The sequence below is a fragment of the Mycobacterium sp. P2_H7 genome, from assembly GCF_056403275.1.
Genome location: NZ_JBFUFU010000002.1, coordinates 18,500 through 35,010 on the forward strand (window position 1 = coordinate 18,500; position 16,511 = coordinate 35,010).

General features: G+C 68.4%; 18 protein-coding genes. 5 read left to right on the forward strand and 13 right to left on the reverse strand.

Features of this window, described 5'->3' with window-relative positions; all coding sequences use genetic code 11:
* Nucleotide 1: 1 nt before the first annotated feature.
* Genes hisB through hisD form a run of 3 tightly spaced genes read right to left on the reverse strand, consistent with a single transcriptional unit; the run spans nucleotide 2 to nucleotide 3,038 of the window.
* Nucleotides 2–610: an imidazoleglycerol-phosphate dehydratase HisB gene (gene hisB / locus AC1DY7_RS01995; protein WP_477491980.1), complete on the reverse strand. Its 609-nt coding sequence runs from the start codon at nucleotides 608–610 to the stop codon at nucleotides 2–4.
* Nucleotides 607–1,728, reverse strand: a complete 1,122-nt coding sequence (locus tag AC1DY7_RS02000) for a histidinol-phosphate transaminase (RefSeq protein WP_477491981.1) — start codon at nucleotides 1,726–1,728, stop codon at nucleotides 607–609. Before AC1DY7_RS02000 ends, hisB begins: the two co-directional genes overlap by 4 nt.
* A complete protein-coding gene (gene hisD, locus AC1DY7_RS02005; RefSeq protein ID WP_477492213.1) occupies nucleotides 1,725–3,038 on the reverse strand; it encodes a histidinol dehydrogenase in 1,314 nt (437 codons plus the stop codon). Before hisD ends, AC1DY7_RS02000 begins: the two co-directional genes overlap by 4 nt.
* 66 nt (nucleotides 3,039–3,104) lie before the next feature.
* Between hisD and AC1DY7_RS02010 the strand changes: the two genes are divergently transcribed.
* Nucleotides 3,105–3,518 (forward strand): nitroreductase family deazaflavin-dependent oxidoreductase, encoded by a 414-nt coding sequence (locus AC1DY7_RS02010; protein WP_477491982.1) that lies wholly within the window; start codon nucleotides 3,105–3,107, stop codon nucleotides 3,516–3,518.
* 57 nt (nucleotides 3,519–3,575) lie between these two features.
* The gene (locus AC1DY7_RS02015) at nucleotides 3,576–4,220 is read left to right on the forward strand and encodes a LysE family transporter (protein ID WP_477491983.1); all 645 of its coding nucleotides are present in this window, start codon (nucleotides 3,576–3,578) and stop codon (nucleotides 4,218–4,220) included.
* Here the strand turns inward: AC1DY7_RS02015 and AC1DY7_RS02020 are convergent.
* The gene (locus AC1DY7_RS02020; protein WP_477491984.1) at nucleotides 4,217–5,251 is read right to left on the reverse strand and encodes an alcohol dehydrogenase catalytic domain-containing protein; all 1,035 of its coding nucleotides are present in this window, start codon (nucleotides 5,249–5,251) and stop codon (nucleotides 4,217–4,219) included. The genes AC1DY7_RS02015 and AC1DY7_RS02020 overlap by 4 nt on opposite strands.
* 67 nt (nucleotides 5,252–5,318) lie before the next feature.
* On the opposite strand from AC1DY7_RS02020, the gene AC1DY7_RS02025 reads away from it, so the two are divergent.
* A complete protein-coding gene (locus tag AC1DY7_RS02025) occupies nucleotides 5,319–5,888 on the forward strand; it encodes a TetR/AcrR family transcriptional regulator (protein WP_477491985.1) in 570 nt (189 codons plus the stop codon).
* On the opposite strand, the gene nadC is transcribed toward AC1DY7_RS02025, so the two are convergent.
* From nadC to nadA, 3 genes are read right to left on the reverse strand one after another with little or no spacing between them, the layout of a single operon-like run.
* Entirely contained in the window at nucleotides 5,885–6,742 is an 858-nt protein-coding gene (gene nadC, locus AC1DY7_RS02030) for a carboxylating nicotinate-nucleotide diphosphorylase (RefSeq protein ID WP_477491986.1), read from the reverse strand. The two genes, AC1DY7_RS02025 and nadC, sit on opposite strands and share 4 nt — an antisense overlap.
* Nucleotides 6,739–8,361: an L-aspartate oxidase gene (locus AC1DY7_RS02035; RefSeq protein ID WP_477491987.1), complete on the reverse strand. Its 1,623-nt coding sequence runs from the start codon at nucleotides 8,359–8,361 to the stop codon at nucleotides 6,739–6,741. The genes nadC and AC1DY7_RS02035 overlap by 4 nt, the downstream gene beginning before the upstream one ends.
* A complete protein-coding gene (gene nadA, locus AC1DY7_RS02040; RefSeq protein WP_477491988.1) occupies nucleotides 8,358–9,407 on the reverse strand; it encodes a quinolinate synthase NadA in 1,050 nt (349 codons plus the stop codon). The genes AC1DY7_RS02035 and nadA overlap by 4 nt, the downstream gene beginning before the upstream one ends.
* A 48-nt stretch (nucleotides 9,408–9,455) precedes the next feature.
* Between nadA and AC1DY7_RS02045 the strand changes: the two genes are divergently transcribed.
* Together AC1DY7_RS02045 and AC1DY7_RS02050 are read left to right on the forward strand one after the other, a co-directional pair.
* Nucleotides 9,456–10,148 carry an NUDIX hydrolase gene (locus AC1DY7_RS02045; protein ID WP_477491989.1) on the forward strand — a complete coding sequence of 231 codons (693 nt, stop codon included), beginning with the start codon at nucleotides 9,456–9,458 and terminating at the stop codon, nucleotides 10,146–10,148.
* A gap of 42 nt (nucleotides 10,149–10,190) precedes the next feature.
* On the forward strand, nucleotides 10,191–11,543 hold the full coding sequence (locus AC1DY7_RS02050; protein WP_477491990.1) for a lipase family protein: 1,353 nt from the start codon (nucleotides 10,191–10,193) through the stop codon (nucleotides 11,541–11,543).
* Between the two features lie 5 nt (nucleotides 11,544–11,548).
* On the opposite strand, the gene AC1DY7_RS02055 is transcribed toward AC1DY7_RS02050, so the two are convergent.
* The 6 genes from AC1DY7_RS02055 to bioB form a co-directional block, all read right to left on the reverse strand.
* Nucleotides 11,549–12,460, reverse strand: a complete 912-nt coding sequence (locus tag AC1DY7_RS02055; protein WP_477491991.1) for an ATP-grasp fold amidoligase family protein — start codon at nucleotides 12,458–12,460, stop codon at nucleotides 11,549–11,551.
* 115 nt (nucleotides 12,461–12,575) lie between these two features.
* A complete protein-coding gene (locus tag AC1DY7_RS02060; protein WP_477491992.1) occupies nucleotides 12,576–13,481 on the reverse strand; it encodes an ATP-grasp fold amidoligase family protein in 906 nt (301 codons plus the stop codon).
* A 10-nt stretch (nucleotides 13,482–13,491) separates the two neighbouring features.
* Nucleotides 13,492–14,430: a methionyl-tRNA formyltransferase gene (locus tag AC1DY7_RS02065; RefSeq protein WP_477491993.1), complete on the reverse strand. Its 939-nt coding sequence runs from the start codon at nucleotides 14,428–14,430 to the stop codon at nucleotides 13,492–13,494.
* 137 nt (nucleotides 14,431–14,567) lie between these two features.
* The gene (locus AC1DY7_RS02070) at nucleotides 14,568–15,248 is read right to left on the reverse strand and encodes a DUF2567 domain-containing protein (protein ID WP_477491994.1); all 681 of its coding nucleotides are present in this window, start codon (nucleotides 15,246–15,248) and stop codon (nucleotides 14,568–14,570) included.
* The gene (bsaP, locus tag AC1DY7_RS02075; RefSeq protein ID WP_477492214.1) at nucleotides 15,245–15,481 is read right to left on the reverse strand and encodes a biotin synthase auxiliary protein BsaP; all 237 of its coding nucleotides are present in this window, start codon (nucleotides 15,479–15,481) and stop codon (nucleotides 15,245–15,247) included. The genes AC1DY7_RS02070 and bsaP overlap by 4 nt, the downstream gene beginning before the upstream one ends.
* Before the next feature lie 12 nt (nucleotides 15,482–15,493).
* The gene (bioB, locus tag AC1DY7_RS02080) at nucleotides 15,494–16,489 is read right to left on the reverse strand and encodes a biotin synthase BioB (protein WP_477491995.1); all 996 of its coding nucleotides are present in this window, start codon (nucleotides 16,487–16,489) and stop codon (nucleotides 15,494–15,496) included.
* Nucleotides 16,490–16,511 lie beyond the last annotated feature (22 nt).

Consider the following 16,511-nt stretch of genomic DNA (forward strand, 5'->3'; position numbering starts at 1 on the left):
TCTACAGCGTGCCCTTGGTGGACGGCACCCCGCTGACGCGGGGATCGAACTCGACGGCCTGGCGCAGCGCGCGGGCAACGGCCTTGAATTCGGCTTCCGTGATGTGGTGCGGGTCGCGACCGTAGAGGGTGCGCACATGCAGTGCGATACGGGCATTGAACGCCAGCGACTCGAACACGTGCCGGTTGATCACCGTGTGATAGGGCGTGCTGGATCCGGCAATGGTGAACTCCACCATGTAATCCGGCTCTCCGGTGTGCACGAAATACGGGCGGCCCGACACGTCCACGGCGGCGTGGGCCAGCGTCTCGTCCATCGGGATGAAGGCGTCGCCGAAACGGCGGATGCCCTTCTTGTCGCCCAGCGCCTGCCCGAGCGCCTGGCCCAGCACGATCGCGGTGTCCTCGACGGTGTGGTGGCCCTCGATCTCGACGTCACCCTTGGCGTGCACCGTCAGGTCGAAGCTGGCGTGACTGCCCAGCGCCGTCAGCATGTGGTCGAAGAACGGCACTCCGGTGCTGATGTCGGTTTTGCCCGAGCCGTCGAGGTCGATCTCGACGGTGATATCGGACTCCCTGGTCTTGCGTTCGACCTTGGCGCGGCGGCTCATGAGGCTCCTCGGGAAGGGAATACGGATTCGGCGATCTCGGCGCTCACGTCGAGCAGAGTGTCGTTTTCCTCGGCGAGGCCGACGGTGGCGCGCAGGTATCCGGGGATACCGACGTCGCGAATGAGCACGCCGGCGTCCAGGTAGCGCTGCCATACTGCGGGAGCGTCGGCGAACTCGCCGTAGAGCACGAAGTTCGCATCACTGGGGATGACGCGGAAGCCCATCTCGGACAAGGCCTTCGAGACGCGGTTGCGTTCGTCGATGAGCAGCGCGACGCTGCCGAGGGTGTCTTCGGCGTGGCGCAGCGCGGCCCGGGCGGCGGCCTGGGTCAGCGAGGACAGGTGGTAGGGCAGGCGCACCAGCAGCAGGGCGTCGATGACCGCGGGATCGGCGACCAGGTAGCCCAGCCGGCCGCCGGCGAAGGCGAACGCCTTGCTCATCGTTCGGGTGACGATGAGCTTGGCCGGGTACTCCGCGATCAGCCCGATGGCGCTGGGCCGGCTGGAGAACTCGCCGTAGGCCTCGTCGACGATGACGACTCCGGGCGCCGCCTCGAGCAACTGGCGCAGTTCGTCGATGGTGATGCTCTGACCGGACGGGTTGTTGGGGCTGGCCAGGAACACCACGTCGGGCTGGTGCTCCTTGACTGCCGCGACCGCGACGGCCGTGTCCAGCCCGAAGTCCTCGCCGCGGGCGGCGTGCAGCCACTCGGTCTGGGTGCCGTCGGCGATGATCGGGTGCATCGAATACGACGGCACGAATCCGATGGCGCTGCGCCCCGGGCCGCCGAACGCCTGCAGCAGCTGCTGCAGGATTTCGTTGGAACCGTTTGCCGCCCAGACATTCTCGGTGTCGACCTGGACGCCGGTCTGGCCGGTCAAATACGCCGCCAGTTCGGTGCGCAGGCCGACGACGTCGCGGTCGGGATAGCGGTGCAGATCCGAGGCGGCGTCGCGCACCGAGGCCGCGACGTCGTCGACCAGGGCCTGGCTCGGCGGATGTGGGTTCTCGTTGGTGTTGAGCCGGACCGGAACGTGCAGTTGCGGTGCGCCGTACGGGGTCTTACCGCGCAGGTTTTCCCGTAGCGGCAGATCGTCGAGACTGATGCGCGACGTCATCGCTCGAACCTCCGTCGGACTGCCTCGCCGTGAGCGGGCAGATTCTCTGCCTGAGACAGCGTGATCACATGCCCTGACACGTCTTTGAGGGCGGCCTCGTCGTACTCGACGACGTGAATGCCGCGCAGGAAGGTCTGCACCGACAGCCCGCTGGAGTGCCGCGCACAGCCCGCGGTGGGCAGCACGTGGTTGGATCCAGCGCAGTAGTCACCGAGGCTCACCGGCGACCACGCACCGACGAAAATGGCTCCGGCGGAACGGATCCGGCCGGCCACCCCGGAGGCGTCGACGGTCTGGATCTCCAGGTGTTCGGCCGCATAGGCGTTGACCACCTTGATCCCGGCGTCGATGTCGTCGACCAGCACGATCGCCGACTGTTTGCCGGTGAGCGCGGCGGTCACCCGCTCGCGGTGCACGGTGGTGGTCAGTTGGTGCAGCACTTCGGCATCGGACGCCTCGGCCAGGGCCGCGCTGTCGGTGACCAACACGCTGGCGGCCATCTCGTCGTGTTCGGCCTGGCTGATCAGGTCGGCCGCGATGTGTACCGGGTCGGCGGTGTGGTCGGCCAGGATGGCGATCTCGGTGGGGCCGGCCTCGGCGTCGATACCGACCTGCGAGCGGCAGATGCGCTTGGCGGCGGTGACGTAGATGTTGCCGGGGCCGGTGATCATGTCCACCGGCGCGAGTTCGGCGTAGTCGGTGTCGGTGCCGCCGTAGGCCAGCAGTGCGACGGCCTGCGCGCCGCCGACGGCCCACACCTCGTCCACACCGAGCAGGGCGGCGGCCGCCAAGATGGTCGGGTGCGGCCGGCCACCGAAATCGGCCTGGGGCGGGCTGGCGATCACCAGTGAGTCCACCCCGGCGGTCTGCGCCGGCACCACGTTCATCACCACGCTGGACGGGTAGACGGCATTGCCGCCCGGCACATACAGACCCACGCGCTCCACCGGTACCCAGCGCTCGGTGACGGTGGCCCCGGGGCCGAGCGTGGTGGTGGTGTCGGTCCGGCGCTGATCGGCGTGTACGGCGCGGGTGCGCTCGATGGCCACCTCGAGGGCGATCCGGACGTCGGCGGGCAGCGTCGACAACGCCGCAGCGATGTCGCGGGTGGGCACGCGGACGGTGTCGGGGCGCACTCCGTCGAAGGTCGCCCCGTATTCCAGGGCCGCGACCGCGCCGCGCTCGGCGACGTCGGTGACGATGGGCCGGACCTTGGGCAGCACGGAATCGACGTCGACACCACCGCGGGGAAGTACGGTCCGCAGGCGGGCCGTCGACAGTTCGGTGCCCCGCAGATCGATGCGGGCCATGAAGGGTTGCGGTGCTGTCACCGGACTATTGTCCCAGAGCAGGCCAAATCGAATTCGGGAGCCATCATGTCTTCACGTGTTTCACACCCCAACCACGCGCCAGGGGTACCGATGTTGGTACCGCCCGCGCTGGAGAATTTCCAGATCCGCTACATCAATCCGATCATTGCGCCCCTGGCCAAGCGGCTGCCCGGGTTCACCATCGTCAAGCATCGCGGCCGCAAATCCGGCACTCCGTACGAGACGACGGTCAACTCCTTCCGCAAAGGCAACACGCTGGCCATCGGCCTCATCCACGGCAAGACCAACTGGGTGAAGAACGTTCTCGCCGCGGGCGAGGCCGACGTGCACCTGTTCAGCGGGGACGTGCACATCACCAACCCGCGGGTGCTGCCCGCGGGCACCGATGACCCGTCGCTGCCGCGCATCGCCCGCCTGGTCGTCCGCAAGACCGGCGTATTCGTCGCGGATATCAGTTGACCGGTTCGGCGGGCAGGAGCGTAGCGACCGGGGAATCATCCTTGAGAGACTGAGCACATGACCTGGCAGGTGTGGCTGGCGTTCCTGGGCGCCGCGATTGCGATCAGTGTGTCCCCCGGCGCCGGTGCGGTGCAGTCGATGGCGACCGGGATGACCCACGGCCTGCGCCGCGGCTACTGGAGCATCCTGGGCCTCGAGATCGGGCTGATGCTGCAGCTGGCGCTGGTCGCCGCCGGTCTGGGCGCGGTGGTCACGCGGTCGGTCATCGCCTTCACCGTGATCAAGTGGATCGGCGTCGGGTATCTGGCGTACCTGGCGATCAAGCAATGGCGTGCCGCTACCGTCGATCTGCGGGACCAGATGAGCAGGACCCAGAAGGACGGCGCGGGCGGGCGCCTCGCGCTCACCGTCCGCGGGTTCCTGGTGAATGCCACCAACCCGAAGGGCCTGGTGTTCTTCCTCGCGGTGTTGCCGCAGTTCGTCGTACCCACCGCGCCGCTGCTGCCGCAATACCTCGCCATCGGGGCAACCATGATCATCGTCGACATCGTGGTGATGGGCCTCTACACCGGTCTGGCGGTGCGGCTGGTGGATTGGCTGCACACCCCGCGCCAGCAGACCATCCTGAACCGGGTGTTCTCGGGGCTGTTCGCGACCGCGGCGGTGGTGCTGTCCTTCGTGCGCCGCGGTGTCGCCGCCTAGACCCGGCTGAACACCGTCTTGCCGGTCATCGCCGGCCACACCTGCGGTGCGTCCTCCCACGGCACCACCCGATCGGTCACCCGAGCGGCATCGACACCGGCGGTCAGCACATCGAGGATGTCGGGGATGAGCGCCCGGGCGTTCACCCGGCCGGTGACGAATCGGACGCCCCTGGTGTACATCGGCAACAGCGGCATCCCGACGGCGTCCTGGAAGTAGATGCCGGTGTCGGTGCACACCCCGTCCGGCCACGTCGCCCGCAACGTCTTGACCAGTAGCTCCGGGTTCATCGAGGTGTGCACCGTGACCGGATACGGCGTCCAGCGCCGGTCCGGGTCGACGCGGTCGTGCACCGTGGCGCCGAGGCCCTCCGCTGCGGCCAGGCGGGCGGGGTCGGTGTCCACGTAGTCGACGTGCAGACCCAGACCCGCGGCCAACCCGGCGGCGTACAACCCGATGGACAGCCGACCCACGACCAGGACCCGGCGGTCGCCCTCGTCGAGGGCCGCGAGTTCGTCCCGATAGGGCCCGACGCAGCGCCAGCCGTCGGGAATGTTGTCCGACAATGACGCCACCGCGACCGGATCGAGCGTCGCGGGCAGCGGGATCAGCATGGCGTCGGCGAAGGGCACCAGCACCACGTCGGCCAGGAAACCGCCGCCGTCCATCCCGGCGAGCGGCGCCATCCCGTACATCGCCATCAGCGGCAGCTCGGCGCATGATCCGGTCGCTCCGCGCCGGCACGTCGCGCACGTGCCGCAGTTGATCTGGAAGGGCACCACCACCCGGTCTCCGACCCGCACGGCGGTGACGGCATCACCCACGGCGACCACCTCGGCGACACCTTCGTGGCCGACGGCGTGGCCGGGCGGCACGGGCAGCAGGCCCTGGGCCACGCCCACGTCGAGGTCGCAGCACGCCACCGCGACGGGCCGGACCAGCGCTTGACGAGGATCGGTGAGTTGCGGTTCGGCCGCTTCCTGCCAGGCGTACCGACCGACATCTTCGAACACCAGTTGTTGCACGGACATCCCCTTCTTTAACGGTCTTTCAAGTATTCTTGAGCGTTCTTTCCAGAACCGCAAGTAGCATGTGCCCATGCCTCGCCCGGACCGTAGCCGCGCCGCCCTGCTGAACACCGCGGCAGTGCTGTTCCGCAGGCAGGGATATTCGGCCACCGGGGTCAACCAGATCCTCGAGGTCGCGCAGGTCCGCGCCGGTTCGCTGTACCACCACTTCCCCGATGGGAAGGCCGAACTGGCGGCTGCCGTGGTGGACACGGTCGGCGGCGGCATCGGCGCGCTGCTGAGCACGCTGCTGGCCGCGCAGGAGCCGGCCGCCGACATCGTGGACCGCTGGGTGGACGTGATGGCCGTTAATCTCACGGCCGATGAACGGGACGGCTGCCCCATCGAGCCCATTGCCACCGAGTCGGTGACGGCGAGCCCGGTCCTGCGGGCAGCCTCGGCACGCGCGTTCGGCGGCTGGATCGAAGCGGTCGCCGACCGGCTGCGCGCCGACGGCCGGTCCGGCGCTGACGCGGAAGAGACTGCGCGAGCGGTCATCTCACTGATCGAAGGCGCCCTGATGCTGTCTCGGGTGTCGGGCGAACCCAGTGCGCTGATCGCCGCCAAGTCCGCGGCGCGGGTGTTGCTGGACCGCGGCTAGGTATCCAGCCCGATATCGAGCACACGCACCGAATGGGTCAGCGCACCGACGGCCAGGTAGTCCACCCCGGTCGCGGCGTAGGTGGCCGCGGATTCCAGGGACAGCCCGCCCGAGGATTCGAGTTTGGTTGCCGGGGAACGACTGTCGCGGCGCTGCACGGCAATCTGGGTCTGCCACACCGGAAAGTTGTCCAGCAATACCAGTTCCACATCGGCGCCCAGCACGTCGTCGAGTTGCTCCAGGGAGTCGACCTCGACCTCACAGGGCAGCTCGGGTGCGGCGGCCCGGACCGCCTCGAGCGCCGCCAGCACGGATCCCGCCGCCGCGACGTGGTTGTCCTTGATCAACGCGGCATCACCGAGGCCCATCCGGTGATTGACTCCCCCGCCGACGCGCACCGCGTACTTCTGCAGGGCGCGTAAGCCGGGCAACGTCTTTCGGGTGTCCCGGATCTTCGCGTGCGTGCCCTCGACCGCGTCGACCCAGTGAGCGGTGGCGGTCGCGATGCCGGACAGGTGACAGACCAGGTTCAGCATGGTCCGCTCGGCGGTCAGCAGACCCTGCGCGGGTGCGCGCAACGTCAGCAGAGACTGTCCGGCGGCCAGCCGCGCCCCGTCCTCTACCCGGTCGGTCACGGTGTAGCCGTCGGGCCCCAGCACCTCATCGAGCACCAGCAGGGCGAGTTCGATACCGGCGACGACGCCCGGCTCGCGGGTGGCCATCGACGCCACCGTGACGGCATCCGCGGACACGGTGGACGCCGTGGTGACGTCGGGGCCGTACCGCAGGTCCTCGTCCAGGCCGCGAGCGATGACGGCGCGGCCCTCGGCGAGTTCGTCGGCGGACAGTTTCACCGTGCACCCGCCGGTGCGACGACGGCGGGCACGCCGGCGTCGTTTACCCGCACAACGATGCTCTTCGCCTGGGTCGCGTCGCTTTCCGCGAAGTCCGCGCGGTGGTGGCACCCCCGCGATTCGGTACGTTCGGCGGCGGCCGCGGCCACTGCGCGTGCGGTCATGGTCAAGGCGACATCCTCGAAATCGGTGCGGTTGGTGACGGTGTGCGGGCTCGCCGCGGCCAGCACGCCGGACAGTCGGTGCAGACCGTCGGCGTCGCGGACCACCGACGCGTCCCGGCTCATCGCCTGTTGCAGCGTGGCGCGGTCCAGCGCGGGGCGGCGTGGGCTGTCGGGAACCTGGGCGCGGACAGGACCCGAGGCGGCGGCGTGGGCAGCGGCCGCGGTGCCGGCCCGCCCACCGACGACGAGACCCTCCAGCAGGCTGTTGGAGGCGAGCCGGTTGGCCCCGTGCATGCCGGTGCGCGCAACCTCGCCCGCGGCGAACAGGCCGGGCAGATCGGTACGGCCGTACACGTCGGTGACGACGCCGCCGCAACTGTAATGCGCGCCGGGCACCACCGGGATCGGCCGGCGAGCGGGGTCGATACCGGCCGCCAGGCAGGCCGCTGTGACCGTCGGGAATCGTTGCGCCACATCGGGAACCCGGGTGGCATCGAGGTACACGCACGGTTCGCCGGTCGCCCGCAGCCGGTCGTCGATGGCCGCCGCCACCACGTCGCGCGGGGCCAGATCACCCATCGGGTGGACGCCGGCGGTCACCGAGTCGCCACGGCTGTCGATCAGGATCGCACCCTCACCACGGATGGCCTCGGTGACCAGCGGCCGGCGGCCCGCGGCGGCACCGGTGTACAACATGGTCGGGTGGAACTGGATGAACTCCAGATCGCTGACCGCGAGGCCGGCCTGCAGGGCCAGTGCCACGCCGTCGCCGGTCGATCCGTCCGGGTTGGTGGTGGCCGCATACAGATGCCCCAGCCCGCCGGTGGCCAGAATGACGGACGGCGCGTGCACCAGACCCAGACCGTCGGCGCTGTGCACCAGCACGCCGGTCACCTGGTCGCCGTCATGGCAGATCTGCAGCGCCACATGGTTGCGGCGGATGTCGAGATGGGTGGCCGCAAGGTTGAGCGCGCGCTGCACTTCGGCCCCGGTCGCGTCCCCGCCGGCGTGGATGATCCGCCGCCGGGTGTGGCCGCCCTCGCGGGTCAGCGACCAATGCCCGGGCGCCGCCTCGTCGAAGCGGGCGCCGTCGGCCACCAGGTCGGCGACCGCCGCGTAGCCGTCGGCGACGATGGAGCGCACCGCCTCGGCGTCGCACAGGCCGCCGCCGGCGGCGACGGTGTCGGCGACATGAGCGTCGACCGAATCGCCGTCCGCGCGAAAGGCGTCGGGCAGGACCACCGCGATGCCGCCCTGGGCGTAGAACGTCGCTGTTTCGGCGACCTTGCTCAGCACGATGACCTTGCGGCCCGCCCGGACCGCCGAAAGCGCGGCGACCAGACCGGCCACCCCGGTGCCGATGACGACGACGTCAGCGCGCTGTTGCCACGCGCCGCCGCCGCACGCTGCGTTGATCCCCCGGGTCGCTGTGCTCCTGCCCCCAGGGACGTTCATTCCCCGCCGCCGGGCTGCCCGATCTCGATCATGCGCTGCACACTCTTGCTGGCGGCCGCCGCTACATCCAGATCGACGTGCACCTCGTCGGCGCCCTCGACCAGGCAGCGCAGCAGCGCCGCGGGGGTGATCATCTTCATGTACCCGCACGACGCGCGGTCGTTGACCGCCAGAAAATCGACATCCGGTGCGGCACGGCGCAACTGGTGCAGCATGCCGACCTCGGTGGCGACCAGGACCTGGCGCGCGTTGGTCTCCCGGGCGGCGTCGAGCATGCCACCGGTGGACAGGATCTTGACCCGGTCCTCCGGCACCGCACCCTCGCCTGCCAGATACAACGCCGAGGTGGCACAACCACATTCGGGGTGCACGAACAGTTCGGCGTCGGGGTGCGAACGCGCCTGCGCGGCCAGTTCGTCGCCGTTGATGCCGGCGTGCACGTGGCATTCGCCGGCCCAGATGTGCAGATTCTTGCGCCCGGTGACCCGGCGCACGTGGGCGCCGAGGAACTGGTCGGGGCAGAACAGCACGGTGCGATCTTCTGGAATGGAGGCGACCACCTCGACCGCGTTGGACGAGGTGCAGCAGATGTCGGTGAGCGCCTTCACGGCGGCGGTGGTGTTGACGTAGGAGACGACGACCGCGTCGGGGAACTCGTCCTTCCACGCCCGCAGATCGTCGGCGGTGATCGAGTCGGCCAGCGAGCACCCGGCCCGCTGATCCGGGATCAGCACCGTCTTCTCCGGCGACAGGATCTTGGCGGTCTCGGCCATGAAGTGCACGCCGCAGAACACGATGGTGTCCTCGGCGGCCTCGGCCGCGATCCGGGACAACGCGAGCGAGTCGCCGACGTGGTCGGCCACGTCCTGGATCTCGGGCAACTGGTAGTTGTGCGCCAGCACCGTCGCATTGCGCAGATCGGCCAGTCTGCGGATTTCCGCCGCCCACTCACCATCTCCGATGACGCCGCTGTAGCCTCCGGGACCGTCGACGATGCGCGACGCCAGCACGCTCGACCGTTGCGCGGTGAGATCCAGGACCGTCATGGCCTTCTCCTTTGTGCCAAGCCAGGTTTTCGACTTATAATCGAAAACATGCCACATACTAGCACCGACCACGAGGTGCTTGCCGTCGTGTTCCAGGTGCGCCAGCTGTCGACGAAAAAGCCGCAGCTCAGCGTTCTGCTGTGGGAACGCGCGATGGAACCGCAGCGTGGCGCATGGGCACTGCCCGGCGGCCGGCTGCGTCACGACGAAGACATGATCAGTTCAGTCCGGCGTCAACTTGCCGAGAAGGTCGACCTGCGCGAATTGACCCATCTGGAGCAACTCGCGGTGTTCTCCGACCCTGCACGGGTGCCAGGTCCACGCACCATCGCGTCCACCTTCCTGGGCCTGGTGCCCTCCCCTGCCACCCCCGAGCTCCCACCGGACACCCGCTGGCACCCCGTGTCGGCACTGCCGCCGATGGCTTTCGACCATGGCCAGATGGTGCTCAATGCGCACGCCCGCCTGATCGCGAAACTGTCCTACACGAATATCGGATTCGGCTTGGCACCAAAAGAATTCGCACTCTCGACCTTGCGCGACATCTACAGCGCCGCCTTCGGACACCCCGTCGACGCGACCAACCTGCAGCGCGTCCTGGAGCGCAGGCATGTCATCACCAGGACGGGCACCACGGCCCGGTCCGGCCGCAGCGGCGGCCGTCCTGCGGCGCTCTACCGGTTCACCGAGTCGCGCTATCGCGTCACCGACGAATTCGCCGCGTTGCGACCTCCTGGGTGAGTCGACTGGCTTCTTAGACCCTTCTTAAGCAACAATGCCTGGATGGACTTGGGCAGTGCGGCCAGCGCGACCGGTGCCGAATGGATCGGTCGTGTCCCCCACCAGGCGCTCGAACGCGGCGCCCGTCCCGTGCTGCCCAGCGACGACCCGTTCTACGACGCCCCGACCGGCTTCCAGCACGCCGAGGCCGGCACCGTGCTGCGCAGCAGGGATGTCGAGGTCGCCTTCCTCGGGTTGATCCCGCAACAGGTGCGCGCCGTGCAGCTGCTGTACCGGACCACCGACATGAACGGCCGCCCCGACGCCGCCGCCACGACCATCCTGCTGCCCGCCGACCGCGAACATGCGGGCACCGCTCCCCTGATCTCCTATCAGTGCGCCATCGACGCCATCACCTCTCGATGCTTCCCGTCGTACGCACTGCGCCGAAGGTCGGTGGCCCCCGGCGCGGTGCCGCAGTTCGAACTGCTGCTGATCGCGGCGGCGATCGCCGAGGGCTGGGCGGTCTCGGTGCCCGATCACGAGGGCCGCGACGGCACCTGGGGCACCCCGTATGAGCCGGGCTACCGGATTCTCGACGGGCTGCGTGCCGCCGTCGGATGCGAGCGCCTGAAGCTCTCGTCCGAAGCGCCCATCGGCCTGTGGGGTTATTCGGGAGGCGGCCTGGCGACCGCGTGGGCCGCGGAGGTGTGCGGCAGCTACGCGCCCGAGCTCAACATCGTCGGTGCCGTCCTCGGCTCGCCGGTCGGTGATCTGGGGCATACCTTCCGCCGGCTCAACGGCACCTTCGCCTCGGCGCTGCCCGCCCTGGTGGTCGCGGCCCTGGCCGACGTCTATCCCGGTCTGCGCCGCATCATCGATGAGCACGCCAATCCCGACGGCCGCGACCTTCTGGAGCGGCTGCACCACATGACCACCGTGGAAGCCGTGCTGCGCCTGATGCGCACCGACATGGGCGACATGCTGGATCAGCCCCTGGAACAGATCCTGTCGACGCCGGAAGTGCGGCACGTCTTCGACGAGATCAAGCTCGGGGCCGCGGTGCCGACCCCACCGGTGCTCATCATCCAGGCCGTGCACGACGAGATCATCTCCGTCGAGGGCATCGACGAACTCGCCGAGACGTACTCTTCCGGCGGCGCGCAGGTGACCTATCACCGGGACATGTTCAGTGAGCACCTGCTGCTGCACCCGATGTCAGCCCCGATGGCGCTGCGCTGGCTGTCAGACCGGTTCGCCGGGCGCCCGCTGGATGCCAATCTGCGGCGCACCAAGTGGCCGACCCTGCTGAACCCGTCGACGTATCGCGGAATGGCCCGGCTGGCCGTCATCACGGCGAAAGTGCTGACCGGCCAACGAATTCGCCATCTACCGTTGTCGGTCTTCGACCGCTGACGCGATCAGGGCATCCCGCGGCGCACCTGCGCCGGCGTCGGCAGCTGCCAGTGCGCACCCAATTCGCGGTCGAACGTCTCCGGTTTGAATCGGCGTAGACCGCCGCCCGGGTAGGGGGTGTATTCGCCGAACCAGACGTCGCCGTCGACGGCGTACAAGTCGATGCGGACGAAGTCCCACCCTGCACCCAGAATGCCGGCGACCTCCAGCATCTTGTCCAGCTCGGCCGGCCGCCGCTCATCGGCCACCGACTGATTGGTCCATCGCACCGGCAGTCGGCGCCAGTCCGCGTCGACGAAGGTCGCGGTCTGGTTGGTGCCATACCGATTGCGGTTCACCTGGATCATCTTCACGCGGCCGTCGAAGACGAAGAACTTGTAGTCCACCGGCAGGCGGTCGTCGGGCGTCGGGATGCGCTCTTCGAGTAGCAACTGCGGGCGCGCCACGCCGTAACCCCACTCGCCCATCTCCAGTGGTGTCTCGTCGAACCAGCTCCTGGTCCGTCGGCGCAGGTCGGCCAGGTCGGTCTGCGGATCGGGCCCGAACAACGCGTGCCCGCTGCTGTGATTGGGCTTGAGCACCCACGGCGGCAGCGTCATCAGGTCAGGCGCGTCGCGCAGGTCGGTACCGGACCAGTAGGTCGCCGGGATGCGCAGGTTGTCACCGGGATGGGCGTCGCGGGCCATCTCCTTCATCCAGATCTTGTCGCAGGCCTTGACGATCCGGTCCCGGCGATCGTTGAAGATCCGCCAGTTCACCTTCTCGTTGAAGGTCTCCGGCTCGGTGAAATTTCCTCGCTTGCCCATCGTCGAGAGGAACAACCCGTGCCGTAGCGCCGGAAGCGGAACCGCCGCGATCAACGCCCGCCGCGGGGCGGCCAACCACGTCGGGGTTTTCCGGTAGGTCAGGGACGCCATGACACAGTCACCTCGCAACGTTGCAAGCCAGGCTCCGTGCACCGGCTATTTTCCCCGGGCGTTAATAACCCGGGCCTTGCGAGGGTAGCAGACGCTAAGTTAACTGAGACTCTTCTCAGAATTGGCCGCGTTGCACGTCCGCCAAGGACGGCAGTGACCAGTGTCGTCCCTGCTCAACGTCGAAGGTCATCGGCTGATATCGCAACAGGCCACTGCCCGGGTAGGGCGTGTATTCGCCGAACCACACTTCGCCGTCGACGGCGTACAGGTCGATCCGGATGAAGTCCCAGTCGGCCCCGAGGATGCCGGCGATCTCCATCATCTTGTCGAGCTCGGCCGGCCGCTGCTCGTCGGCCACCGGCTGGATCCGCCATCGCACCGGCAGCCGCCGCCACGCCGCATCCAGAAACGTCGCGGTCTGATGGGTTCCGAACCGGCCCCTGTTCACCTGGATCATCTCCACGCGGCCGTCGAAGACGAAGAACTTGTAGTCCACCGGCGGGTTGCCGTCGGGGGTCGGGATGCGCTCCTCGAGGAGCAGCTGCGGCCGGGCTTCGCTGTACCCCCACTCGCCGAGTTCCAGCGGCGTCTCCTCGAACCAGATCTGGGTCCGCGCGCGCAGGTCCGCCAGATCGGTCTGGGGATCGGGACCGAACACCGCATGCCCGCTGCTGTGATTGGGCTTGAGCACCCAGGGTGGCAGCGTCATCAGATCGGGGGCGTCGCGCAAGTCGGTACCGGACCAGTAGGTCGCCGGGATGCGCAGGTCGGCGCCCGGGTATGCGGCCCTGGCCATCTCCTTCATCCACATCTTGTCGCAGGCCTTGACGATCCGGTCCCGACGATCGTTGAAGATCCGCCAGTTCACCTTCTCGTTGAAGGTCACCGGCTCGGTGAAATTGCCCCGCTTGCGAATCATCAGCACATAGAAAACGTGGCGCATCAACCGAATGGGGATCAGCGCGATCATCCGGCGGCGGGCGGCGCGCAGCCAGGGTGGCGTCGCCTTGTACTCCAGCATCGGCATGAGATCAGGCCTGCGCGGTGAGGTAGCCGCCGCGGCGGAAGAACTTGTCCCCGCTGTGCTCGGCACCGTCGGCGGAACGGACCTTGGTGATGACCAGCCCGCGATTGCCGCCGAGATAGGACTCCGGGCCGGACACCACGGCGCCGCCGTCCTCCTGGACGATCACCCGCCCCGGGGTGCCGCCGTACCGGACCTCCGAGAGCTTCGCCTCGAGGACCTCGATGCGTTCGCCCCGATAGAACGTGAACGCCGGCGGGTAGGGCTCGGAGAGGGCGCGCACCAACCGCTCGAGCACCTCGGCGGGCCAGGTCCAGTCGAGCAGGCTGTCCCGTTCGGAACGCTTGTGGAAGTAGGTCCGCTCGGCCTTGTTCTGCGGCCGCCATGCCGGCGTGCCGGACTCCAGCGCCGTCAGCGCCTCCTTGAGTGCGCCGGGAATCAGCGCGATGCCGCGCTCCACCAGTTCGGTGCCCGTGTCACGGGGGCCGATCGGCAGCGCGTGCTGGACCAAGATGTCCCCGGTGTCGAGGTTCTCGTCCATCCGGTGGATCGTCAGCCCGATCTGCGACTCGCCGCTGATCAGCGACCACAGCACCGGCGAGAACCCGGTGCCCTTGGGCAGCAGCGAGTCGTGCAGGTTCAGGGTTCCGTGCGGCGGGAGCTCATAAAGCTCCGGCGGCATCCACGTGTACCAGCTGTTGACCACGATCACGTCGGGCTCGGCACGCTTGACCAGGTCGATGGTGTCGTTCCCCACCCGCTCGGTGAGGTGCACCGGGATGCCGAGACTCTCGGCCAGTTCCTCGACCGAGTCGGAGAAGATGCCCTTGTAGGAGTCGTCGCTCGCCGGGTGGGTGACGGCGAGCGTCACCTCGTGCCCCAGATCGACCAATGCCTGAAGTGTCTTCACTCCCCATGTCTGGAATCCGAAGGACACGATGCGCATGAACAAGACCTCACTGTAGATAAATGACGCGAATGCTGTTTGCTGTGAATCAGCTTTGCGCGCGTCAATTTACCTATGTGCACGTGCTTTGTGGGGGCTACGTTTGCGGTATCTGCACTACCCGGACATAAGTCCAGTTAGGACGCTGTTCCGGGTGCCGCGGGAGGGTCGATACCGACGCCCGCCGCGCTGACCGCCACCGGAATCGGTGGGTATACCCCGGCATACTCCACCGGCGGCCATGCACCCAGGTCGTCGCGCGGGGTGGACAGCGCGGCGAGCGTGTAGACCAGAGCCGCCACCGCCGCCGGCAACAAGATCGTCGCGGCGATCTGCAGCACACCGTGGCCGAAGAACACCGCGGGCGCTTCGGTGACGTAGTGGATCCGGTGCTCGGGGGTCACCGGCGCCGCAGCGATGTCGACCACGCCGTAGCGCCAACGAACCAGCACCGCGCCGATTCCCGCCGCAACACCGGCCGCACCCGCCGCGCCCAGGGTCAACGCGGCCAGCAGCACCGGCCCGCGGTGCGGGCGCCACTGCCACACCAGGACTGCCGCCACCACCGTCAGGGCCGTCAGCATACCGACGAGCAGGAATTCGCCGAGGAAGAAGTTGTCGGACTCGTTGCCCAGATACGCCGTCACCCGGTTGCCGCTCTTGGTCAGGGCGATCACCCCGTGAATCGGCGGTGCCAACCAGGCCCACAAGGCACCTACGAGCACCCCGGCCAGCGCGACGCCGACGGCGACCCGGATGGCGGCGGCGATCCGCGAAACCTTGGGAGCGCCAGCAACATTCGCTTCCAACGCCGTCATCGCCTGGTATCCAGGTCCTTGGAGTCGACCTGACCGTGGCGCGAGCACTTGGCCCACCAGCCGTCCGGACGCACCTGGACGATCATCCGCCGCCCGCACTCGGCGCAGAACCGCGGCGGTTCCAGACCCAGCTGGGCCGCGGTCGGCACGGAGCTGCCCGCCGGGCCCCCGGTGTACACGTTGTAGACCCCCGCACCCACGGGGGTGGGCAGGGCGGCACCTTCGTTCAGCATCACCACCACGTTCTACAGGGTGGCGTTGAGTGCCTTGATCGGCATCTGCAGATCGACGAGCAGTTCCAGGTCGGATTCGGCGGGCCGGCCCAGCGTGGTGAGGTAGTTGCCAACGATGACGGCGTTGATCCCGCCCAGGATGCCCTGCTTTGCGCCGAGGTCACCGAGGGTGATCTCGCGGCCACCGGCGAACCGCAGCATGGTGCGCGGCAACGCCAGCCGGAACGCGGCGACGGCCCGCAGCGCGTCTGCGGCCGGCAGCACCTCCAGGTCACCGAACGGCGTGCCTGGACGCGGGTTCAGGAAGTTCAGCGGAACCTCGTGCGGGTTGAGTTCGGCCAGATTGGCGGCGAACTCGGCCCGCTGTTCCAACGTCTCGCCCATGCCGAGGATGCCGCCGCAGCAGACCTCCATGCCGGCTTCGCGCACCATTTCCAGCGTGCCCCAGCGCTCCTCCCACGAGTGGGTGGTGACGACGTTCGGGAAGTACGACTGAGCGGTCTCCAGGTTGTGGTTGTAGCGGTGCACGCCCATGTCCTTGAGGCGGTCCACCTGCTCCTGGGTCAGCATGCCCAGCGAGCAGGCGATCTGGATGTCGACCTCGTTGCGGATGGCTTCGATGCCGGCGGCCACCTGGGCCAGCAGGCGCTCGTCCGGGCCACGGACAGCGGCCACGATGCAGAATTCGGTGGCGCCGCTCTTGGCGGTCTGCTTGGCGGCCTCAACCAGGCTCGGGATGTCCAGCCAGGCGCTGCGCACGGGCGAGGCGAAAAGCCCTGACTGCGAACAGAAGTGGCAATCCTCGGGGCAACCGCCGGTCTTGAGGCTGATGATGCCCTCGACCTCGACCTCGGGTCCGCACCACTTCATCCGCACGTCGTGGGCCAGCGCCAGCAGGTCGTCGAGTTGATCGTCGGGCAGTTGGAGCACCTGCAGGGTCTGATCCTGATCGAGGCCCACGCCACGGTCGAGTACCTGCTCGCGTGCCTGAACCAGAATGTCGCTCACCCGATGCGCTCCCTAACCATGC